Source organism: Seonamhaeicola sp. S2-3 (genome assembly GCF_001971785.1).
Lineage (GTDB): Bacteria > Bacteroidota > Bacteroidia > Flavobacteriales > Flavobacteriaceae > Seonamhaeicola.
On sequence record NZ_CP019389.1, the window covers coordinates 1,431,152 to 1,455,837 of the forward strand.

The following is a 24,686-nucleotide window of genomic DNA, read 5'->3' on the forward strand; positions in this document are numbered from 1 at the left end:
TTATTTTTCTTATTAACCAAAACCATGCAAGACCAAAGACGCGTTGTAATTGATTATATCTCGCCAAGTATAAATTGTGGTGAGTTTTATATAAAACGAGTAGTAAACGAAATAGTAAATATAAGAGCACATATACTTGCAGATGGCCACGATGTATTAGGAGCCTCTGTATTGTATAAACATCAAAATGAAAAAAAATGGCTAGAAACCAGAATGTCTCTTGGTTATAATAATGAATGGGATGCTGCTTTTTCTGTTACAAAACAAGGGTTTTACAGTTATAAAGTAGAAGCTTGGGTAGATTATGCTCTTAATTGGAGACATGGTATTATTAGAAAAATTGATGATGGCCAACATGTTATATCAGAACTTTTAGAAGGTGCTGAATATGTAAAAGCCATTATTAAAAAAGTGTCATCTAAAAATGATAAAGCTTATTTAGAAAACCTTCATACCATTTTTAAAGATGAAAACAGGTATGATGAAGCTATAAATGAAGCCACTTCAGATAGATTATATCAACTTTTTTATAACAATCCTGTAAAAATTCTTAAAAATACCTCAAAAGAATATAAAGTATATGTAGATAGAAAAAAAGCAAGATTTAGTACTTGGTACGAATTCTTTCCGCGTTCTGCATCAGAACACGAAGGTGTTCACGGTACTTTTAAAGATTGTGAGCGTTTATTACCAAGAATTAAAAACATGGGGTTTGATGTAGTTTACCTACCGCCCATTCATCCTATTGGAGAAGTAAACCGAAAAGGAAAAAACAATACTACAGAAGCTCAACCAGATGATGTTGGTTCTACATGGGGTGTAGGTTCACAATACGGCGGACATAAAGATATTCACCCGCAATTAGGAACTTTAGATGATTTTAAATCGCTCATACAAAAAGCAAAAGAGAACAACCTTGAAATTGCAATGGATTACGCATTACAAGCCGCTCCAGACCATCCGTGGGTAAAAGAACACCCAGAATGGTTTAAATGGCGGCCAGATGGTACTGTACAGTATGCCGAAAATCCTCCAAAAAAATACCAAGATATTCTACCTATTTATTGGGAAACTAAAGACTATAAAGCCCTTTGGGATGAATGCCTAAGCATTTTATTATATTGGATTGATTGTGGTATAGAAATTTTTAGAGTAGATAATCCGCATACAAAACCTTTTTACTTTTGGAATTGGATTATCACTAAAGTAAAAGAAAAACACCCAAATGTTATCTTTTTAGCAGAGGCTTTTACGGCTCCTAAAATTATGCAACAATTAGCAAAACAAGGTTATACACAATCTTACACCTACTTTACTTGGAGAAATACCAAACATGAAATAATTGAATATGTAGAAGAACTCACCAAAACAGAGTTAAAAGAGTACATGCAGCCCAATTTTTGGCCAAATACCCCAGATATTAATCCGTTTCACCTTCAAGGTGCTGGCGAACCTAAACACATACAACGCTACGTACTTGCAGCAACTTTAAGTTCTAGTATTGGTATTTATGGACCTGTTTTTGAGTATATGTTATCTGACTCTTTACTTGGAAAAGAAGAATACTTAAATTCTGAAAAATTTCAAATAGCTCATTACAACTGGGATATAAAAAACAAACTCATTACCATAATTGCTAAAGTAAATTATATAAGACACTTTAATGAAGCGCTTCAGCAAACCAACAACATAAAATTCTGTTATGTAGAAAACGATAATTTAATAGCGTTTTACAAATGGAATGACGCCAAAACCAATCACATTTTTGTAGTTATAAGTTTAGATGCTTACAATTCTCAACAAGGAACCGTACAAGTACCATTGCATGAACTAGAAATTAATGCAGGACACACCATGGAAATGCACGATTTAATTACAGATAGCAAATATAACTGGAGCAATGAATGGAATTTTGTTGAGTTGCACCCAACTTTACCATTCCATATATTTAAAATAAACAAGTAATACACTAACTATTAACTATGGCACACGTTAAACCCTATAGCTTATTTACAGAATTTGATATTAACCTTTTTAAAGCTGGAAAACATTTTAGACTTTATGAAAAATTTGGCTCACACCCCGTTACTGTAGACGGTATTGACGGCACCTATTTTGCTGTTTGGGCTCCAAGCGCAAAACAAGTTTCTGTAATAGGAGATTTTAACTATTGGATTGAAGGCGAACACCAACTAAATGTTCGTTGGGATGAAAGTGGTATTTGGGAAGGGTTTATTCCTTTAGTTGGTAAAGGCGCTATTTATAAATATAAAATACAAAGCCACCATAATGATATAAAAACAGAAAAAGCAGATCCTTACGCAAGACGCTGTGAGCATCCACCAAGTACAGCATCAATAGTTTGGGATGACAGCTATAAGTGGAAAGATAAATCTTGGATGAAAAAACGTAAAAAAAACAATGCTATAGACGCTCCTTTTTCTGTTTACGAAGTTCATTTAGGTTCATGGAAAAGAAATATTGAAGAAGACAGATATATGTCTTACTATGAGTTAGCAGATGATTTGGTAAACTACGTTAAAGAAATGAATTTTACACACGTAGAGCTAATGCCCATCATGGAATTTCCTTATGACCCCTCGTGGGGTTACCAAATTACAGGGTATTTTGCACCAACATCACGCTTTGGCTACCCCGAAGAATTTAAATATTTAGTAGATAAATTGCACCAAAATGATATAGGTATTATTTTAGACTGGGTACCATCACATTTCCCTGAAGATGCTCACGGATTAGGTTTTTTTGATGGCTCACATTTATATGAACACCCCGATAAAAGAAAAGGTTATCACCAAGACTGGAAAAGCTTAATTTTTAATTATGAAAGAAACGAGGTGCGTTCCTTTTTAATTAGTAATGCTATTTTTTGGTTAGACCAATATCATGCAGATGGTTTAAGAGTTGATGCCGTAGCCTCAATGCTTTTCTTAGATTACTCTAGAGAAGACGGGGAATGGGAACCAAACATTTACGGCGGAAGAGAAAACCTTGCAGTAATTGATTTCTTAAAACAATTAAATGAAGAAGTGTACGCCTCCTTCCCAGACGTACAAACCATTGCAGAAGAATCTACCGCATTCCCAATGGTATCTAAACCAACATTTATGGGAGGATTAGGGTTTGGTATGAAATGGATGATGGGTTGGATGCATGATACCCTAGAGTATTTTGCAAAAGACCCTATATACCGGAAATTTCATCAAAATGACATCACCTTTAGTTTAGCCTATGCTTTTACAGAAAACTTCATGTTACCACTGTCTCATGATGAAGTGGTTTACGGTAAAAACTCTATTTTAGGTAGAATGCCTGGTGATGAATGGCAACGCTTTGCTAATTTAAGGCTACTATATGGTTATATGTTTACACACCCAGGAACTAAACTATTGTTTATGGGTGGCGAGTTTGGGCAATATAACGAGTGGGATTTCCAAAATAGTTTAGATTGGAATTTGCTAGATTTTAAACCCCATAAAGACACTCAAACCTATTTTAAAGAACTTAACACACTATATAAAAATACCCCTGCTTTATACGAAAAAGGCTTTAGTGGCGAAGGTTTTGAATGGATAAGTTTTGATGACCACGAAAACTGTGTAATATCATACATTAGAAAAGGCTACCAAGAAGAAAACAATGTTATTGTGGTCTGTAATTTCACACCAACTGTTAGAGAAAACTATAAAATAGGGGTTCCTAATAAGGCTAAAATTAAAGAAATATTTAACAGTGATGCTAAAAAGTACGGAGGTAGTGGCGTAAGTAACCCAAGACAAATTACAGCTAAAAAAGACCCATGGAATGGTAAAGAATATTCAGCAGAAATAACGCTTCCGCCCTTAGCTATCACCGTTTTTCAAATTAAATAATTTATATTTTATAGATATCAAAAATTTAACATAATTACTTTTGCATTTTAAACAAAAATGTAACCTTATTTTTAATAAATAGTAACCTTTATATTTTGCTAATTTTACTATTTTAGGCACCTAAATAACTGACTTACAGATTTTATGATACTAAGTACTGAATTAGAATACAAAGGAAATTTATTCCCCTCAAATATAGTCGACTACGTTAAAGATGTAGATATATTACAATTTACTACATCTAACAATGTTATATTACAACTAACCGTATTAAGAGATAGCGTTTTAAGGTTTAGATACTCAACCGTTGGAAAGTTTGATAAGGACTTTTCATATGCTATTGATGAAAATGCTAGCCGTGGCTATAATCATCTTGAAATTACAGATGATGATGAAAAATACATAGTAACCACCGCCAAACTTATTTGCCATATTTATAAAGTTGATTTAAGAACTTCCATTCTTGATGCTAAAGACCAAAAAATTATTTGTGAAGACGAATTAGGATTTCATTGGGAAGAAAGCTATGAATTAGGTGGCGATATAGTTAAAATGAGTAAAATAGCCCAAAGTGGTGAAAGTTATTATGGTTTAGGCGATAAACCAGAACATACAAACCTAAAAGGCCGAAGATTTGAAAATTGGGCAACAGACTCTTATGCTTTTGGAAAAAATACCGACCCTATTTACAAAGCCATTCCGTTTTACACAGGTTTACACAATGGTAAATCTTACGGAATTTTCTTTGATAACACCTTTAGAACGTATTTTGATTTTTGCCAAGAAAGACGAAACGTAACTAGTTTTTGGGCATCAGGTGGTGAAATGAATTACTATTTCTTCTACGGTCCTAAAATGGAAGATGTAGTAGTTAGTTATACAGATTTAACAGGTACGCCAGAATTACCTCCTTTATGGGCGCTAGGGTACCACCAATGTAAATGGAGTTATTATCCTGAATCAAACGTTAAAGAAATAACTAAAAAATTCAGAGATTTAAAAATTCCCTGCGATGCTATTTATTTAGATATTGATTATATGGAAGGGTTCCGTTGTTTCACTTGGAGCAAAGAATACTTTCCAGAGCCTAAACGCATGGTTAAAGAATTAGCCGATGATGGTTTTAAAACCGTGGTTATTATAGATCCAGGTATTAAAATAGACATGGAATACGATGTTTTCCGTGAAGGTCTAGAAAAAGACTATTTCTGTAAACGTGCCGATGGCCCCTATATGAAAGGTAAAGTATGGCCAGGGGAATGTTATTTCCCAGACTTTACAAGACCAGAAGTACGCGAGTGGTGGGCAGGATTATTTAAAGAACTTATTGCCGAAATTGGTGTAAAAGGAGTTTGGAATGATATGAATGAACCTGCCGTAATGGATGTTCCTGGTAAATCATTCCCTCCAGATGTGCGTCATGATTACGACGGTAACCCATGCTCTCACCAAAAAGCACACAATATTTACGGTATGCAAATGGCAAGAGCCACATATCATGGTTTAAAACGTTTTAACTATCCTAAACGTCCGTTTGTAATTACACGTTCTGCATATTCTGGTACACAGCGTTATACATCTACTTGGATGGGTGATAATGTTGCTACATGGGAGCATTTACAAATAGCCAATATTCAAGCACAACGTTTAGCCCTATCTGGTTTTTCTTTTGCAGGCTCTGATATTGGTGGATTTGCAGAACAACCTAATGGCGAATTATATGCCCGTTGGATTCAGTTAGGTGTTTTCCATCCATTTTGTAGAACACACTCTTCTGGAGACCATGGAGACCAAGAACCTTGGACTTTCGATAAAGAAATTACAGATATTGTTAGAAAGTTTATTGAAATTAGATATCAACTATTACCATATTTATACACCTCTTTCTACCAATACTACCATGATAATATCCCCATGCTAAAATCGTTAGTGTTGTTTGACCAAGAAGATGCGCAAACACACTACAGAACAGACGAATTTATTTGCGGAAATCAAATTTTAGTATGCCCTATTAACGAGCCTAATTCTAAGGGAAGACGCATGTATATCCCTAGAGGAGAATGGTATAATTACTGGACTAAAGATGTGATTGTTGGTGGAAAAGAAACTTGGGTTGATGCAGATTTAGATAGCATGCCATTATTTATTAAGGCAGGTGCTATTATTCCAAAATTTCCAGTACAACAATATGTTGGAGAAAAAGAAATAGAGCAGCTAACACTTGATGTTTACTATAAAAATGGTAAAGAAGATTCTGAATTATATGAAGATGCTAACGATGGTTATGATTATACCAAAGGGCGTTACAGCTTAAAGAAATTTAACTTTGCTGGTAATGAAGATAAAATAATTATTAGAATTCATAAAAGAGGCCAGTTTAACACCTCTTATGATACCTTTAAAATAAATTTTTATGGTTTACCATTTAAAGTAAAATCTGTTAAAGTAGATAATGAATATGTAGATTTAAAAGATGTTCAATTTAAAGATAACTCTTTAGTAGTTACAAAACTATTTACAAACCTACAGTTATTAGCTGATTAAGCTTTAACTACAAACTAATTACGTAAAGGCTTTCCTAAGTATACCAAACGAAAGCCTTTTTCTATTTTAGTATCCTTTTTATTATAAGATGAAATTATTTCTAGAACGCCTTTATGGTCTTTAATTAATAATGGAATAATATTTTCATCTGTATTAGCTATTTCAATTAGTTCTTCAAAATGTTTTCTGTCATTTAATTCAATTTCATGAATCGTCGGATAATTTCTAGCAACTTTAGTTAAAGAATTAAAATCGCTAGTTTGAGAAAACAATCCTTCCTTTGGGCTCTTTTCTGGGTCATTTATTTCATCAGCAGTAATTAATCTAAACGTTCCTTTTTCACCAAATTGCTCACTAAACTTATTAATAGCATAGTTATTAATATCTGCACTTCCGGTAAGAGCCATTAAAAAACCAACATCGTTAAGTTCTATATTATCTTCTAAAGTTTCAGAATAAATATCTGTATTAAAAGCTTCTAATCCCATTTCCTGGGCTTTTTTTACATTGTTTTGGTTGCTATCAATTAAAACCACGTGCCTTTGATTATCAACTAAGTACTTACCTATTAACCTAGATACAGGAGAAGCCCCAACAATTAAGATACCTCTAGAATCTTTTAAAAACACACCAACTAATTTAGCAAAATAACGGGCCGTAGTTGCATTTAATAAAACCGTTCCTAAAACAATCATAAACACTAAAGGTGTAATATAATTAGCGTTTACAACGTCTTCTGCCATAAGTTTACTACCAAAAAGAGAAGCAATACCAGCGGCTACAATTCCTCGTGGGCCTACCCAACTAATAAATAATTTTTCATTAAACGTTAAAGAAGACCCATAGGCACTTAAAAACACCCCTAAAGGTCTAATTATAAAAACAACCACAGCAAATAATAAAGCGGTTTTCCAATTAACTAAAAGTAATAAGTTATCAAAATCAATATTTGCAGCAAGCAATATAAATAACACTGAAATTAGAAGTACGCTTAAAGACTCTTTAAAATATAGTACTTCTTTTAAATATGAACCATTTTTATTGCCCAAAACCATACCCATTACTACAACAGCTAATAATCCAGACTCATGAGCAAAACTATCAGATAAAACAAATACACCCAACACCGCAGAAAGTGAAAACACATTCATTAAATAATGCGGAATTAATTTTTGCTTAATTAAAAAATGAAGGGCATGCGCAAAAGCAAAGCCAAACGTACAACCAAAAAGAATGATTTTAGCAAATTCTATTAAAGCCGTTTTAGTAAAGCCGCCGCCGCCGCCAACAAAAATAAATTCAAACACCAACACCGCTACTAAAGCACCTATTGGGTCTATTAAAATTCCTTCCCATTTTAGCACAGTAGAAACATCTTTTTTAAGTGGAATATTCCTTAAAATGGGTGTAATTACAGTGGGTCCAGTTACAATTATTAAAGCCGAAAACAGAAAAGATAATTCAAAATCTAAATCAAAAATATAGTGTACTGCAAACGCTCCAGCAAAAAACGTAACCAAAGAGCCTAAAGAAATTAATTTGGTAATAACACCACTAATATTTCTAATTTCTTTTAATTTTAAAGTTAAACCACCCTCAAAAAGGATAACACTTATGGCAAGAGATACAAAGTAATATAAACCATCTCCTGGAAACAATCCTTTTTTTCCGTTCCAAATAGGCTCAATCCATTTATAACCGTCATCACTTAAATACTCTGATGCAATAGGACCAACAAATAATCCTATTAAGATTAGGGGTAAAATAGCTGGAATCTTAAATTTCCAAGCAAACCATTGGGCTAAAATTCCTAGGATAATAATTCCTGACAGCTCTAACATATAATCATCTTGTTTTATGAGTTTACTAATTTAAGTAAAACCAACGATTTTATATTTTTAAAAAAATACTATCTTTCTACTTTGGTAAAATTTAAAGCTTTTGTCGTTACAACCATTTAAAAGTATTGCAATAGGTGCAGCATTCTCACCTAATTTAAAAGCCAACATTTATGAAGCGGCTAGACTATCTCTATTCTTTGGGGCCAAATTGTTTTTAATTCATGTTGGAGAGAAGTCTGAAGACAAAATTAAAACACTTAAAGTTTTTTTAAATCCGTTTAAAAAAGACAATTTAGAATATGAAGTTGTTTTTAAACCAGGTAATCCGGTTGAAGCCATATTAACAGTTAATGAAGAAAAAAACATAGATCTTTTAATTCTTGGAGCCGTTCAACGTGAACGTTTCTTAAAATACTACGTTGGTTCTATTGCTAGAAAAATTACTAGAAAAGCTAAATGCTCTGTTTTATTACTAATAAAACCTTCGGTTGAACGGGTTCGTTGTCAGCATATTGTTGTAAATGGGTTAAAAGACCCTAAAACAGAACAAACCATTAAAGCGGCTTTTTATGTTGCCAAAAAACTACAAGCCGAAAAAATTACTATAGTTGAAGAAATTAAACAAGAGCAAGTTTCTGTAAAAGTTGATGATGATAAATCATTACGTAAAGCAACTATTATAAAAGAACGTATTAAAATGCGTGAAAACTCTAGAATTAATGAGATTATTGAAGATATCCCTAAAAAATACACAAAAGACATTGCTATAAAATCTCAACCTATTTTTGGAAAACAAGGCTATTCTATTGGTCATTATGCACAAATTTCTAGAGCCGATTTATTAGTAATGAATGCACCAAGTAAAATGACTTTTTGGGATAGATTATTCCCACATGATATAGAACATATTTTAACCGAATTACCAACCGATGTGTTAATCTTACAATGAGCCCCAGAAGAAATAAAATAAAAGACTTTTTTAAAGTACTGCCAAAAAATATTTTTTCTGGTTTTGTGGTTAGTCTTATTGCGCTACCTTTAGCCTTAGGGTTGGCAATGGCTAGTGATGCGCCACCCATAGCGGGTATAATTACTGCAATAGTTGGTGGTATAATAGTTTCTATTTTAGGTGGTAGCCATGTTACTATTACAGGCCCAGGAAACGGACTGGTAGGTGTGCTTTTGGTGGCCATTACCACGCTTGGTTTAGATAGTGCTTATGCTGCTATAGTTTGTTCTGGTGTCCTTATGATGGCATTAGGTTTTTTTAGAATGGGAAAATTGGCCGATTTTTTTCCATCTTCTGCCATTCAAGGTATGCTTGCCGCTATTGGTCTTATCATCCTTGGAAAACAATTTCATATAATGCTTGCTCATAAAATTGCAAGAGAAGACGCTTTAGAATACCTTATTGAAATTCCTTATACAATAAATGATGCTATTCATTACGAAAATAAAGGCCTCATTTTTGCTGCCCTAGCTGGAATTATCAGTTTATCTATCATGATGTTTTATGCTAAACTTAGAAATAAGTATTTACAACTGGTACCAGCTCCTATGTGGATTGTTATTCTTTCTATTGGATTTAGTTATTATTTTGAACTCGTACTACACGAAGATAATCCCATTTCACAACAATATATGATTTCTGGAATTCCTGAAATTCAAGAAATTATTGCTACTATAAAATTGCCATTATTTTCTAAAATTGGCACAATATCATTTTGGTCTAGCGTAATAGCTATCACTTTAATTGCAAGTATAGAATCGCTTTTAAGTATTAAAGCGGTTGATAAACTAGACCCAGAAAAACGGCGCTCTAACGTAAACAAAGATTTAAAAGCATTAGGTTTAGCCACTATTGGTAGTGGTTTTTTAGGCGGTCTTAACGTTGTTGCTGTTATTGCAAGAAGCTCTGTAAATGTTAATAATGGCGCTAGTAATAGATCTTCAAATTTTATGCATGCTACTTTTTTAGTGTTATTTATTGTTCTGTTTAGTACCCAATTAACACGCATTCCTTTACCTGCATTAATGGCTATTTTAGTATATACCGGCTACAAATTGGCATCGCCTAAAGTTATTACTAAAATTTTCTCTATTGGTAAAGAACAGCTTGTTATCTTTTTTGTGACACTGTTTGTAACTCTTAAAATTGGCTTAATAACGGGTATTTTGGCTGGTGTTGTTACTACATTTATTATTCATATTATTCTTAATAAAAGCATTTCATTATTTATAAGAAACGTATTAAAACCAAATGTTTTAATGTATCAGGAGGCTCAAGGTAATCATGATTTCTATGTAAGCGTAAAACACTTTTGCAGCTTTTTAAATTATTATAAACTAAAAAATAAATTAGATGCTGTTCCAGAAAATGAAGATGTTATTGTAGATTTTTCACTGTGTAGTTTTGTTGATCATACTGTTATGGAAAACATGCATGATTACCAAGAATTATTTAAAAAACGTGGCGGTAATTTTGATGTTATTGGTTTAGATATGCATGATACTGATTCTAAACACCCTTTTGCTTTAAGAAGATTACTGCCAGTACCTAACATTATAAAAAATAACTTAACGCGCCGTCAAACCAGTATGGAAGAGTTGGCTGCAGACTATGAATTACTATACAACCCTAAAAAACATAAAGAAGTAGATTTCTTAAACAATTTCTTATTTTTTAACACCAAAACCATAAACCATATTTACAACCAACTATCTTTTAAAAATGGTACAATAAATTTATTTGATATTGAATTTTCTGAGGGCGAATTTATAGCCAAAGAGCTTATAAGATCTACTATGCTACACATAAAACTAAATGCTACCATTCCTGAGTTTACACTAGATAGAGAAGGTTTTTTAGAACGTGTTTACGCCTTTGCTGGCTTTAAAGATATCCCCATTCAAGACCATTCTGATTTTTCAAGACGTTTCTATTTATTAGGAGATAATGAACAGGCTATAAAAACATTTTTTAATGATGATTTAATTCACTTTTTTGAAAGCAACCCCTACTACCACGTAGAATCTAACGGAACATCTTTGTTAATTTTTGGTAAAGAACGTTTAGCTAGTATTAAAGAAATTAAAGCCCTTTTAGATTTCGGAAAACGCCTTAAAGATGTAATTTCATCTGTTTAATGTAATTTTTTACTTTAAATTTCTTAATAAACTCTTAACTATTCTATAGATTTATATAAGATTTCTTAATTTTACTCACAAAGTGAAAGTTATCAAAATACATACATTAAAAACATAACTCAATTTGTACTTTCCTTTATAATATGTTATGAATTTATACCCTATAAATGCTGGGAATTTTAAGTTAGATGGAGGTGCCATGTTTGGGGTAGTTCCTAAATCTTTATGGCAAAAAACCAATCCCGCAGATGCCAATAATATGATTGATTTAACAGCGCGTTGTTTGCTTATTGAAGACGGTAACAGGCTAATATTAATAGACAACGGCATGGGCAATAAACAATCTGATAAATTTTTTGGATACTATCACCTTTGGGGCGATTATTCTTTAAACAAATCTTTAAAAGAATATGGTTTTCATAAAGATGATATTACAGATGTGTTTTTAACCCATCTTCACTTTGATCATTGCGGAGGTAGCATTCAGTGGAATAAAGATAAAACAGGTTATGAACCCGCTTTTAAAAACGCGCACTTTTGGAGTAATAAAAACCATTGGGAGTGGGCTACCAAACCTAACCGACGAGAAAAAGCTTCTTTTTTAAAAGAAAACATTTTACCAATGGAAGAAAGCGGACAGCTAAAATTTACAGCTGTTCCAAACACCGATACCTTAAAAAACTCAGAGTTAAATTTTGATATCTTTTTTGTTGATGGACATACCGATAAACAAATGATTCCTATAATTAACTACAAAGGAAAAACCATTGTTTTTATGGCAGATTTATTGCCAACCGTTGGGCATTTACCCATTCCTTACGTTATGGGTTATGACACACGTCCTTTATTAACATTAAACGAAAAAGAAAAATTTCTTAACCTAGCAGCAAAAAATAACTATTACCTATTCTTAGAGCATGATGCACATAACGAAATAATAACCGTAAAACAAACAGAAAAAGGCGTTAGGCTAAAAGCCACATACACAACGCAAGAAATATTCAATTAAAAAAACTAAAATAATTATTACATATGAGAACATTTAAAGTGTTAACCGCTACAACATTTTCGGCCTTAATTATGGCTAGTTGTGGTACAGCAAATATAATTTCAACACCCATTGAAAATATAGACAAAATCCCATTAAAAGTTTCAGAACTAACAAAAGCTGAAAAAGAAAACTGGGGACATTTAGATTTGGTAAAAGATACCATTCCTGGTATGAGTGTTGATAAAGCCTATACCGAAATAATTAAAAATAAAAAAGGAAAAAAAGTAATAGTTGCCGTTATAGACTCTGGAATTGATATAGATCACGAAGATTTAGATGACGTTATTTGGGTTAATAAAGATGAAAAACCCAACAACGGAATTGATGACGATAAAAACGGATACATTGATGACGTACATGGCTGGAACTTTTTAGGAGATGGTTATGATGAACAACTAGAATATGTTAGAATTTTAGCAAAAGGCGATAAAACCAACCCCGATTATGATAGAGCTTTAGAAGAATATAACAAAGAATACCCAAAATGGATGGAGCGTAAAACACGCTATGAGCAAATTCTTGCTCAAGTTTCTAGCGCTCATGAAACTTTAACAGGTCATTTTGGTAAAAAAGATTATACAAAAGAAGAGGTTAACGCTATTAAAACTGAAGATGAAGATTTACAAAAATCTGTACAGTTAGCAAAATATATGTTTAGTAATGGTTTAGACTCTTTAGAAGATGCAGTAAAAGAGCTAAACAGCGGGTTAGAAAGTATAAACGAACGTTTAAACTATAACCTAAACAAAGAATTTAACGGACGCGTAAATGGCGATGATCCAAACGATTTTACAACTAAATATTACGGTAATGGTAATGTAAAACCCGTTAAAAAAAGTGAAAGTCATGGTACACACGTGGCAGGTATTATTGCTGCAGAACGTAACAACGGTTTAGGTGTTAATGGTGTTGCTAATAATGTTGAAATTATGTGTATAAGAACTGTACCTAATGGCGATGAATACGATAAAGATGTAGCATTAGCCATTCGTTATGCTGTTGATAATGGTGCAAAAGTTATAAACGGAAGTTTTGGTAAAAGCTTTTCTCCACATAGTGATTATGTGCGCGAAGCTATAAAATATGCTAGTGATAATGATGTAGTTTTTGTACACGCTGCAGGAAATGATAGTAAAGATGTAGATACAGCACCTAATTTTCCAGATGATAATGTAAATTATGTAGAAATATCAAACACATATATTAGAGTGGGAGCTTTAGCACCTAAATATGGATCTAACATGGTTGCAAGCTTTTCTAACTACGGTAAGAAAAATGTAGATATTTTTGCTCCTGGTGCTTCGGTTTATTCTACCACTCCAGAAAATGAATATATGACTAAAGGCGGAACTTCTATGGCAGCTCCTGCTGTTGCTGGTGTTGCTGCTTTAATTCGTTCTTATTACCCTAAATTAAGTGCTGCTCAGGTAAAACAAATTATTATGGACTCTGGTTTAGCTATTCACACTAAAGTTATTGTTGGTGGTAATAGTGATGATGTTCGTCCGTTTGCAGACATTGTTAAATCTGGTAAAATTGCCAATGCATACAATGCCTTAATAATGGCTTCTAAAATGTCTAGCACAAACTAATATAATCTTGTCTCACTTGTACACACAAAGCTTGCTAAAGTGTGTTTTTGGGGAAATATAATAATAAAATGCCGAAACTAAGATTTCGGCATTTGTTTAAAATTTAACTCTATGAATCGTTTTCTTATTGTTTTTTTAAGCTTTATTTTTTTATGGTCTTGTGGGGGTACTAATAATACTGAAATAACATCTCCCACTACACCTAAAACACCATTGGTTTCTTCATCGGTTAATACATATTGGCAACAACATGTAGATTATAAGATGGAAATTGATATGGATGTAAACACCTATCAATATAAAGGTAAACAAACTTTAGTTTACACCAATAATTCACCCGATGTATTAAACAAAGTATATTATCATTTATACTTTAACGCATTTCAACCTGATAGTGAAATGGATGTACGTTCAAGAACCATTGCAGACCCAGACCCAAGAGTTGGAGACCGTATTAGTAAACTAAAACCCAATGAAATTGGATACATAAAAGTTAACTCTTTAAAACAAAACGGAGTTGCTTTAAAACACGAAACGGTAGGTACTGTGTTAGAAGTAGATTTAGCAAAACCTATTAAACCAGGTGAAAAAGTAACTTTTGATATGGTTTTTAACGCACAAGTGCCACTTCAAATACGTCGTTCTGGTAGAAATAACAAAGAAGGGGTTGCTTTATCTATGACACAATGGTACCCTAAATTAGCAGAATATGATTTTGAAGGGTGGCATGCAGACCCTTATATAGGAAGAGAATTTCATGGTGTTTGGGGAAATTTTGATGTTAAATTAACTATTGATAAAAACTACGTTGTTGGAGGTACTGGTTACCTAAATGGCGAACCAAAAGTTGAAAACAACAAAAAAACACTACACTTTACAGCTCCTAATGTACACGATTTTACTTGGGCTGCGGATCCAGATTATATTCATGATACAATACAAGTACCTAACGGACCCATATTAAACTTTTACTATAAAAACACATTATCTGCACAACAGAAAGAAGATTGGAAAAAATTTCAACCAAAAGTTGTTGAACTAATGCAATATTACAGTAAGCATATTGGTAAATACCCTTATAAGCAATATTCTGTAATTCAAGGTGGCGATGGCGGTATGGAATACGCTATGTGTACGCTAATTACTGGTCAACGTAGTTTTGGTAGTTTAGTAGGTGTTACAGCACATGAATTGGCTCACTCATGGTTTCAATTTTTATTAGCAACCAATGAAGCTAAACACGAGTGGATGGATGAAGGGTTTACAAGCTATATTAGTGATTTAGCTATGAACGAAATAATGGAACAAAACAATAAAAATCCATTTAAAAATGCTTACAAAGCATATATTTATTTAGCTAACTCAAACAGCCAACAACCCCTTACAACACATGCCGATAGATATCATTACAACCAAGTATATGGTATTTCTGCATATAATAAAGGGGAAGTATTTTTAGCCCAATTAGGTTATGTAATTGGAGAAGAAAACCTGAAAAAAACTTTAAAACAATACTTTGTAGATTGGGCTTTTAAACATCCTACACCAAACGATTTTATTAGAGTTGCCGAAAAAGTTTCGGGGTTAGAATTAGATTGGTACTTAACAGATTTTACCAAAACAACCAATACCATAGATTATGCTGTTAAACAGGTTGAAGGAAACACCATTACCTTAGAGCGTATTGGTTTAATGCCAATGCCTATTGATTTAAGCATTACTTATACCGATGGTTCTACAGAAAATTTTTATATACCATTACAAATGATGCGTGGTGAAAAACCTACCACAGCAACTATAATTAAAGATTGGGCTTGGGCATACCCAACCTATACGTTTAAAACCACTAAAGAGGTTAAAAGCGTACAAATAGACCCTAGTGAACTTATGGCCGATGTAAACAAAACAAACAATAAAAAGTAACTCGTTTTAATTTACTCTTTATAAAAACCGCTTATTTCTAGGCGGTTTTTTTATACCCAAGCGCTATTGATGTTAACTTTGAACTAAAATTTGCTACCTTCGTTTAACACAGAATATAAATCATTAAAACAACATAAATTCTATAGTTAGGCATATTTAAGAAAGCTCATGTGAGTATTCAATAGCTTCAAATAGGCTTAAAAAATATTTTAAATCCATAATGATCTCATTAAATAAAACTATTGCTTATACAAAAAAATGGAAGCATACCTTTTTGATATCTGTTGTATTAGGAGCCTTAGTACCATTGCTATTAATAACTTTAGAACCTTTTGACAATAGCAATACATTTTCTTATAAATATATCATTCTATCAGGCTATGCCTTTTGTATTCTAATACCTTTGCTTCTAGTTCATCCTATTGAAAATTATATTTACAACAAGCAAACAAATCGTTGGTTTGTAATGAATGAGTTTCTATATATTGCCGTAACACTTTTCTTAATATTTGTTTTTGCTTTCTTTTATCATTTTTTAGTAATTAGCAATCTACAAGCTTTTACTTTTCATGCCATATGGGGTTTTGCTAAAACATTCTGTTTACCATTTACACCTATTGTGGTGCCTTTGTGGCTTTATTTACGTTCTAAATATGGCTTAATTGAGGTTCCGTTACCCAGAAAAAAACATGTTGAAGAAAAGGTTGCAATTACTATTACAGGAAACAATAAATCTGAAACTTTAACCATTTTAGAATCTGATTTTATTTTTGCAAAAGCACAACAGAATTATGTAGATGTTTATTTTAAAACAGAAAAAGGTGTAAAACAGAAAACATTTCGTAATACACTATCTAATATTATGAAACAATTACCTAAGGCTTGGCAAGTGCATCGTTCTTATTTGGTGAACCTAGATTATCTTACATCTGTAGAAGGAAATGCAAGAAAACGTTTTATGCACATTTCGGAAACTGAAGATATCATACCAATCTCTCAAGTTTACTATAAAGCCTTAAATAAAAGGCTTTCAAATTCATCCCTAGAACTTCAAAGTTAGCCCACATACTTCAAAGTTAACCCAAAAATTTCAAGTTAGTCACACTCTTTTTTTGTTGTTGTTTTTATGTTTTCTATTTGTAGAGAACTTAAAACCACAACAAATGAAAACGCATACACTTACATTTATTTTCTTAGTAATGTTAATAGCACTTTTTACTAGCTGCTCTTCAAGTAAATATGTTAAATACCTAAAAGAAAATACTGAAGTAGTTAAAATGACAGATTCTCTTCTGTTTAATTCACTAGATACTAATTTTTATGAAAATAAACTTTTTTTGGTAGGCGAAGTACATGAAGTAGAAACGTCTCCAAGAATAGATTTTGCAATGTTTACTCAACTTAACGAAAAAATAAAAGTAGACGTCTATTTGGCCGAAATGGACATTGCTCAAGGATATTATTTACAAGAATATATAAAAGGTTCTGATAACCTTGAACTAAAAAATATATTGAAAAAATGGCCTGTTTTTATTGGAAGTATTTCTCAACAATACAGAAATAAATGGGAGAAAATGAGAACCTATTATCATCAACTTCCTGAAAATTCAAAGTTTGAGCTTGTTGGTGTAGATAGAATAGCAGACTTTGAACTGATTAGAAAATTATTGAAAGAAAAACTTCCTAAAAAATATCACAAAGAGATTCAAAATGATAATGATTTGTTGATTTCATGGTCTAAAAACAAACTCAATACTATTTTAGAAAATGAGAAATCTTATTTAGATGCAAACACTCTTAATTTATTAAAAAACATAGCATTCAATCTAAATAATTACAAAGAAAACAGAAGTAGAGATAAGTTTATGTATCAAAATTTTAAAAGATTGTATACACAAAATCAATGGAAAAATATGATTATTTATGGCGGATTTGGTTTTTCACATACTTTACAAGCATATAATTATACGTTTGCTGGACGTATAAAAAGAGACACAACATTGCCTTTTACCAATAAAATAGTTAGCTTAAATAGTTTATATGTAGACTCTAAATTAACTGTAGATAGCAGAGCGTTACCTAAATTTATGCAAGATAAAGGCAAAGCATTTACACGTTTTAAGTATTCGCAAGACAATAGATTATTTATGTACATACAAGGAATTGCAGACTATAAAAAGGTAACAAAACCTAACACTATAAGTTTATTAAAGTTAGATGCTGAAAATTCACCCTATTTAAACTCCACAAGAGGTACAAAAGTTAAAAAATTGATATCTATTTGGGATGCCTATGATATTATTGATGGTACTTCAACAACTGATTATGCTCAATATATTTTATTTGTTAGAAATGCAGATTGGATTTTACCTGATGAGAATTAACTAGGCCTAAAAATTCGTATAATTTATATTTAACTAATTGTTTTAAATGATTTAAGACATAACTAAAAAATCTCTAAATTTTTTAAACAAGCCTAAAACCTTCTATACCATTTTTCATTTTTATACATGCTGGTTTTAGCTACACGCTCTCTGTTGTTTAAGACCAAATATATTTCATTTGAATATCTACTTCGGTAACCCAACAAGTGAAATATAGGTTTAGCAAAAAACTTTGCTACTTTTAAATTTACTCTTAAAATACCTTCGGTTTTATTTAACCAAGTTATTCCGGGTAATACTACTAGTAAACCATCTATTTTAATACGTCTTAAAAACGCTGATAACCTTAAAAAGAATGGTTTTATAATTCTTATAATAAAAAACCCATCTGCACCTTGCTTTTGATATAAGGGCATAAATATAAGGCCTGTATATTTTGATAAAAGATTAACGCCGTTACTAACAGCAAGAGGGACTCCTTTTTTAATTTTTTGAAAACTTTTAAAACCACTTAGCATTTTAAAATTTTCATCCTTCTTAATTTTATGTAAATGAATGATTTCTAAAAAATTTTGAGTGTTTTTTGATTGCTCTTTAAGTATATTATAATTAACGTTATACTTTTTACTATCTTTTTTAATTACACCCGCATTTACTAATGCTAAATTTAAAAAAGCTACACTATTGGTTATAGCATTAACATCATCATGCTGACCAGATTCAAAACCTAAAGATACATAACCTAGTTTATTTATGTAGCTTAACAGAGGGCCTGTTAAATACTCTTCTATACCTAATACAATAGGCACTGGAAAATGTTTTGAGAATTTTCGGTTTATTAATGCATCATTTATGGTAATAAAAGGCAAAGTTTTACTAGAGGTTGTATGTAAATCTATAAAGTAAAATGGGGGCTTATTGGTAGTTATAATGTTGTTTAATATATCTAACAGCGCTATAAGTTCTTTTTCATCAGAATTTAAATGCGCTTTATTTTTAATAGTAGCAATATTATCTGTTGTCCATAACCTATTTAGATCTTGGTCTATAAAACGTTGGTGTGCACTAAGCGCTTTTAAGTTACCAGCAATAGCATAAATGACTCCGCCAATATTTTTAGAATTAATAGTATTTAAAACTTGGTTTACAGCAAAAACACCCGATGTTTCATTACCATGAATACCAGCAAAAATAACAAATGTTGGTCCGGAGTTTGCTCCTTTAATTTTACCTATTTGTCTTTTTACTGTTATGGTTTTATTTAAGGCTTTACTGTAAACATTTACCATATTTTATAAATCATTTACGGTAACAAGACCTATTAATTCTTTCTTATTTACTACTGGTAAACAACCTATATTGTTAGCTATCATTAAGTCTCTAGCTTCATCTACAGGTGCGTATTCATCAATAGTAACCATGTTTGTTTTCATAATAGTACCAATGCTCTTATTAAGTTTTTTAGGCTTATCAAAACAATCTTTTATATCATTCCAACTTAATAAACCAATAAGTTCTCTATCGCCATTAATTACAGGCATGTGATGAATATTTTTCCATTTCATAATGTTAAAAACTAATTCTACACTATCTTTTTTATCAACTGAAAAAATATCTGAACTCATAATATGTTTAACAACACGTTGGTCTTTAAACTTAGATTCTGTACTGTGGTGTAACATACCCCATGTAGAAACAGGATAACCTTTTTCTTGTTTTTCGTATAAATTTGCAGTTAGTACTTGCATTGCTTCATAACGTTTATGGGTTTTTAGTAAATTTCTATAATTTCTTATTAACCACTCTGAACCGTTATTGTTATGTACTCTATTTTTTATAATTCTTAAATAGTATTCTGCATCTTGTGGTGAAATGCCATATTTGTATAAGCCTTTATAGGCCATTGGTAATAATTCATTCAAAATTAAATCATAGCTAGAAATGTATTTTCCGTTCCAATAAAATTGGGCTGCCATACCATATCTGGCAGCATTAAAGAAATTAGTTTTTACATCTTTAAAATCCCATTTTTCATGAATGTTATCATACGTTTTTGGTTTACCTAACATTACGCCAACCCAAAACATAAAGTTTGCAATTTCATCTTTTGTTGTTGGACCAGAGGGTAGGTATCTATTTTCTATACGTAAGTTTGGTTTACCGTCTATAATACCATAACATACTCTATTCCAAGGGTAAACAGTACCGTTATGTAACCCTAATGCTTTTAATTTAGGTATTTCTCCGTTATTAAGCATTTCAACACTATCTTTTATAAATCTTGAAGTTAAAATGCTTCTAAACCTAGAAATGTTATCTTTAAATATTTCGGTTACTGATCCTGTTAGCCATTTGGTACCAAAGCTAACTCTAGATTGTTTTTCGTTTAATAAAAATGAACTAGTTCTAGTATCAACACTTTGGGTAAATAGCGCAATTCTAGTTTCGCTCCAAAGTTCTTTTCCAAATAAAATAGGAGAGTTTGTACAAGCGCTTAAAATAGGGCCCGAAATAGCCTGCGCCCAATTATAATTATCTACAAAATTTTTAGGACCTAATTGTAAATGCATTTGAAAACTGGTATTACAGCCTTCTAACATTACCGAGTCATGTAATAAATTAAGTTCATCAACACCTTTAATGTGTATATCAAAGTTTTGTCTTCTATGGCCTTTTATAGCATCATTTAAAACCGCATAGCGTTCTTCTTCGGTCATGTTTTTTTCATCAGAATTTTTAACCGTTAAAGAAGGTAAAATACCTGTTAGTATAATTTTTGCATTTTTTTTAGCTGCCGATTTTTTGGCTTTTTCTAATAACGATTCTAACTGCTCATACATTTTAGAAAAGCAAAGACCTTTTAATTCTTGGGCATCTAAATTAATTTCAAGGTTATGGCTACTAATTTCGGTAGTAAAATGGTCGTCATTAATATCTTTTAAAATCTCTAACGATTTATTTTCTGGTGAAAATTGTTCATTTACTATACAAAATTCTTGTTCTGCGCCTACCCTAATAGGGGCTTCTTCTATAAGACCTCTTTCTATTATTAAATCAAGTGCTTTTATATCATTTAATAAATGATGTACGTAATTTGCTCTATCTTTATTACCTTTTAATTCTATTACATTTAAATCTCCCATAACCCTATATTTTTAAGTTGCTTTAACTAGGCTAAGTTAATTTTGAATAGGGGTTTAAACTATGATTTTTATCATATGTACAATGATGCATTATAATGATAACTAGGAAATAATTAGCCTTTCTAAATATTACTTTTATTAATTATAGGGTTATATTTTGCTACCTTTGGTTTTTAAAAAACACTTCATTGAATTTTACTTACGGAAAAAAAGAAAAATTAAAAAGTAAAAAACTTATAGACCAGCTATTTACAGAGGGCAAATCGGTTTCTACCTTTCCGTTGCGTTTGGTATATTTAGAAACTACTTTTGAAGAAAATATTGTTGCTAAAACCGGCGTTTCTGTAAGTAAACGTTATTTTAAAACTGCTGTAGATAGAAATAGAATAAAACGCTTATTAAGAGAATCTTACAGACTTAATAAAGCTACTTATTTTAACAACATTACAACACAATATGCGTTTATGATTTTGTACATTGGCAAAAAGAAACCAACTTTTTATCAAGTTGAAACAAGTATGAATAAGGTGTTTGAAAAGTTTTTAAACAAAATTTCCTATGAAAAAAATAGTCAAGAATAAATTTATCCTTATAGCCTTAGCAGCTACTATTTTTTTAAGCACAACAGCTTTTAAAAATGATTTCTTTGAAATTGCTAAACAAATAGAAATTTTTACCACACTTTTTAAAGAAATCAACATGAATTATGTTGATGAAACCAACCCAGGCGATTTAATGGATACCGCCATTAAAAGCATGTTGGCAGATTTAGATCCGTACACCAATTTTATGAATGAGCAAGATGTTGAAGCTGCAAGAATTAATAATACAGGAGACTACACAGGTATTGGTGCCAAAGTAAAAACTTTTAAAGACAAACTAGTAATTGTAGAACCTTATAAAGATTATCCTGCAGATAAAGCAGGATTAAAAGCAGGTGACGAAATTATAAAAGTAGGCAACACCCTAATTAAAGACTTTAAAGAAAATAGTAGCGATTTACTTAAAGGAACTGCAGGCACCAAAATAGAAGTAACTTATAAAAGGCAAGGAAAAACCGCAACTACCACCATTGAAAGAGCTGAAGTAGAAATTAAAGCAGTACCTCATTTCTCTATGATAGATGATAATACCGGGTATATTGTTTTAAGTAAATTTAATAGAAAAGCACACAAAGAAACTGATTATGCCCTACGTGATTTAAAAGCTCAAGGTGCTAAACGTATTATATTAGATTTACGCGGAAATCCAGGTGGTTTATTAAATGAAGCTATTAAAATTGTAAACCTATTTGTACCTAAAGGCCAATTGGTAGTTACCACAAAATCTAAAGTAAAAAAATACAATAAAACCTATTACACCCAATCTGAACCTATAGATACAGAAATACCTTTAGTTGTTTTAATAGATGGCAAAAGTGCATCAGCAAGCGAAATTGTTTCGGGTTCTTTGCAAGATTTAGATAGAGCTGTTATAGTAGGCTCAAGAAGTTTTGGTAAGGGTTTAGTACAGCGTCCTAAACAACTAACGTATGGTACACAAGTTAAAATTACTATCTCTAGATACTATACACCATCTGGCAGATGTATTCAATCTTTAGATTATTGGAATAGAGATGAAAAAGGTAACGCTGTACGTGTAAAACAAGAAAATTATAATGAATTTAAAACTAAAAACGGACGTAAAGTTTTTGATGGTGGCGGTGTATTTCCAGATGTTGCTTTTGATGCTTCTAAAAATGCTACAGTTACCAACGCCATTGTAAATGATGATTTAATATTCAATTTTGCAACTAACTATTATTACAACCACAACATTAACAATTTAAATGATTTTAAACTTACAGATGCTGATTTTTCAGACTTTAAAACATATTTAAAAACCAATAATTTTTCATTTAAAACTAAAACCGAAAAAGCACTTTATAAAGCTTTTGAAGCTGCTGCTAATGAAGAATTAGATGATAACATTGAAAAAGATTTTAATACCTTAATTTCAAATTTAAATCGTTCTAAAGAAGATATTATTAATGAAAATAAAAACTTTTTATTAGACCTGTTAACTGAAGAAATTGTAAAACGTTATGCCTATAGAGAAGGCTTATATGAATATTATAAAGTACATGATTCTAAAATTAAAAAAGCAACAGAAATACTTAGTAATACATCAACATATTTAGGGTATTTAAATTAAAATTTATTGTTTTTTAACCTTTAGTATTTGCAATTTAACTTAAAACAATAGCAATTTCAGGGCTAATTGTTTAAAAATAGTATATTTATATCCCAATATTTATGAAATCCTACTATGAATAAACTGCTTGTATTTATAATATCTTTTTTATTTACTTGTGGGTTAGTGTTTTCGCAAAAATTAACCCATGAAGTATATTTTGATACTGATAAGTACGAAGTTCCTTCTACAGAAAAAAACCGATTACTTTTATTTATTTCAACGTTAACCGATGTAGATATTGAATCTATCTCTATTTATGGATTTTGTGATGATAGAGGTGCAGATACTTATAATTTAAAACTATCGCAACAAAGAGCAGAAGCTATAAAAAGCATTTTTTCTAATAATGAAATTAGCGAAAGCCTTATTACAAATGTTGATGGTAAAGGCAAAGTTTTACTTAAAATTGTTGATGAAAAAAACATTTTAAAAATTAGAGGCCTAAATAGAAAAGTAGAAATTATTGTAAAACCTAAAGAACCAGAACCAGAGCCTGAACCTAAAAAAGAGGTTGTTGAAGTTAATAAAAAGAAAACTGAAGCAGAACAGATAAGAAGTAAACTAAAGGCTGGAGATAAAATTATTTTTGAAAATATTTTATTTAAAACTGGTTATGCTAGAATAACTCCAGAGTCTAAAAAAACTTTAGAATCTATTGCAGAAGCTTTAGTAGAGCGCGATAATATTTATTTTACAATTCAAGGGCATGTTTGTTGTACTAAATACTCTAGAGATGCTGTAGATAGAAGAACAAAAAAACGTAACCTCTCTGAAGCCAGAGCAAAATTTGTGTATGATTACTTTGCAAAAAAAGGTGTAGATAAAAGACGAATGCGTTATATGGGCATGCGCAGAAAATTTCCTTTAGGTGGCGACCCTAAATATGATAGACGGGTTGAAATTTTAATCACTTATGTTGGTGATGAGAACCAATAA

16 protein-coding genes are annotated in these 24,686 nt (G+C 31.4%); 13 read left to right on the forward strand and 3 right to left on the reverse strand.

Annotation, left to right across the window (positions count from 1 at the left end; translation table 11 throughout):
• Positions 1 to 24 precede the first annotated feature (24 nt).
• The 3 genes from BWZ22_RS06685 to BWZ22_RS06695 all read left to right on the forward strand — a co-directional run bounded on the left by BWZ22_RS06685 (position 25) and on the right by BWZ22_RS06695 (position 6,434).
• Positions 25 to 1,965, forward strand: a complete 1,941-nt coding sequence (locus BWZ22_RS06685; protein ID WP_076698838.1) for an alpha-1,4-glucan--maltose-1-phosphate maltosyltransferase — start codon at positions 25 to 27, stop codon at positions 1,963 to 1,965.
• Positions 1,966 to 1,982: 17 nt separating this feature from the next.
• Positions 1,983 to 3,890: a 1,4-alpha-glucan branching protein GlgB gene (gene glgB, locus BWZ22_RS06690; protein WP_076698840.1), complete on the forward strand. Its 1,908-nt coding sequence runs from the start codon at positions 1,983 to 1,985 to the stop codon at positions 3,888 to 3,890.
• 144 nt (positions 3,891 to 4,034) lie between these two features.
• Positions 4,035 to 6,434, forward strand: a complete 2,400-nt coding sequence (locus BWZ22_RS06695; protein WP_076698841.1) for a glycoside hydrolase family 31 protein — start codon at positions 4,035 to 4,037, stop codon at positions 6,432 to 6,434.
• Between the two features lie 14 nt (positions 6,435 to 6,448).
• Here the strand turns inward: BWZ22_RS06695 and BWZ22_RS06700 are convergent, their stop codons facing one another.
• Positions 6,449 to 8,275 carry a sodium:proton antiporter gene (locus tag BWZ22_RS06700; RefSeq protein WP_076698843.1) on the reverse strand — a complete coding sequence of 609 codons (1,827 nt, stop codon included), beginning with the start codon at positions 8,273 to 8,275 and terminating at the stop codon, positions 6,449 to 6,451.
• A gap of 100 nt (positions 8,276 to 8,375) precedes the next feature.
• Between BWZ22_RS06700 and BWZ22_RS06705 the strand changes: the two genes are divergently transcribed.
• From BWZ22_RS06705 to BWZ22_RS06735, 7 genes are all read left to right on the forward strand, one after another.
• A complete protein-coding gene (locus BWZ22_RS06705) occupies positions 8,376 to 9,224 on the forward strand; it encodes a universal stress protein (RefSeq protein WP_076698844.1) in 849 nt (282 codons plus the stop codon).
• Positions 9,221 to 11,422: a SulP family inorganic anion transporter gene (locus tag BWZ22_RS06710; protein ID WP_076698846.1), complete on the forward strand. Its 2,202-nt coding sequence runs from the start codon at positions 9,221 to 9,223 to the stop codon at positions 11,420 to 11,422. The genes BWZ22_RS06705 and BWZ22_RS06710 overlap by 4 nt, the downstream gene beginning before the upstream one ends.
• Positions 11,423 to 11,570: 148 nt before the next feature.
• Positions 11,571 to 12,431 (forward strand): MBL fold metallo-hydrolase, encoded by an 861-nt coding sequence (locus BWZ22_RS06715; RefSeq protein WP_076698847.1) that lies wholly within the window; start codon positions 11,571 to 11,573, stop codon positions 12,429 to 12,431.
• Between the two features lie 23 nt (positions 12,432 to 12,454).
• Entirely contained in the window at positions 12,455 to 14,065 is a 1,611-nt protein-coding gene (locus BWZ22_RS06720) for a S8 family peptidase (protein WP_076698849.1), read from the forward strand.
• A gap of 111 nt (positions 14,066 to 14,176) precedes the next feature.
• Positions 14,177 to 15,988: a M1 family metallopeptidase gene (locus BWZ22_RS06725; RefSeq protein WP_076698850.1), complete on the forward strand. Its 1,812-nt coding sequence runs from the start codon at positions 14,177 to 14,179 to the stop codon at positions 15,986 to 15,988.
• 220 nt (positions 15,989 to 16,208) lie between these two features.
• Positions 16,209 to 17,048 carry a LytTR family DNA-binding domain-containing protein gene (locus BWZ22_RS06730; RefSeq protein WP_076698852.1) on the forward strand — a complete coding sequence of 280 codons (840 nt, stop codon included), beginning with the start codon at positions 16,209 to 16,211 and terminating at the stop codon, positions 17,046 to 17,048.
• 103 nt (positions 17,049 to 17,151) lie between these two features.
• Positions 17,152 to 18,372 (forward strand): hypothetical protein, encoded by a 1,221-nt coding sequence (locus BWZ22_RS06735; RefSeq protein ID WP_076698853.1) that lies wholly within the window; start codon positions 17,152 to 17,154, stop codon positions 18,370 to 18,372.
• 92 nt (positions 18,373 to 18,464) lie between these two features.
• Here BWZ22_RS06735 and BWZ22_RS06740 read toward each other — a convergent pair whose 3' ends face one another.
• Positions 18,465 to 19,661, reverse strand: a complete 1,197-nt coding sequence (locus BWZ22_RS06740) for a succinylglutamate desuccinylase/aspartoacylase family protein (RefSeq protein WP_076698855.1) — start codon at positions 19,659 to 19,661, stop codon at positions 18,465 to 18,467.
• A gap of 3 nt (positions 19,662 to 19,664) precedes the next feature.
• On the reverse strand, positions 19,665 to 21,515 hold the full coding sequence (locus BWZ22_RS06745; RefSeq protein ID WP_076698856.1) for an HPP family protein: 1,851 nt from the start codon (positions 21,513 to 21,515) through the stop codon (positions 19,665 to 19,667).
• A 188-nt stretch (positions 21,516 to 21,703) separates the two neighbouring features.
• Between BWZ22_RS06745 and rnpA the strand changes: the two genes are divergently transcribed.
• From rnpA to BWZ22_RS06760, 3 genes are all read left to right on the forward strand, one after another.
• On the forward strand, positions 21,704 to 22,096 hold the full coding sequence (gene rnpA / locus BWZ22_RS06750) for a ribonuclease P protein component (RefSeq protein ID WP_076698857.1): 393 nt from the start codon (positions 21,704 to 21,706) through the stop codon (positions 22,094 to 22,096).
• Positions 22,074 to 23,708 (forward strand): S41 family peptidase, encoded by a 1,635-nt coding sequence (locus BWZ22_RS06755; protein ID WP_076698859.1) that lies wholly within the window; start codon positions 22,074 to 22,076, stop codon positions 23,706 to 23,708. Before rnpA ends, BWZ22_RS06755 begins: the two co-directional genes overlap by 23 nt.
• A 114-nt stretch (positions 23,709 to 23,822) precedes the next feature.
• A complete protein-coding gene (locus tag BWZ22_RS06760; protein ID WP_076698860.1) occupies positions 23,823 to 24,686 on the forward strand; it encodes an OmpA family protein in 864 nt (287 codons plus the stop codon).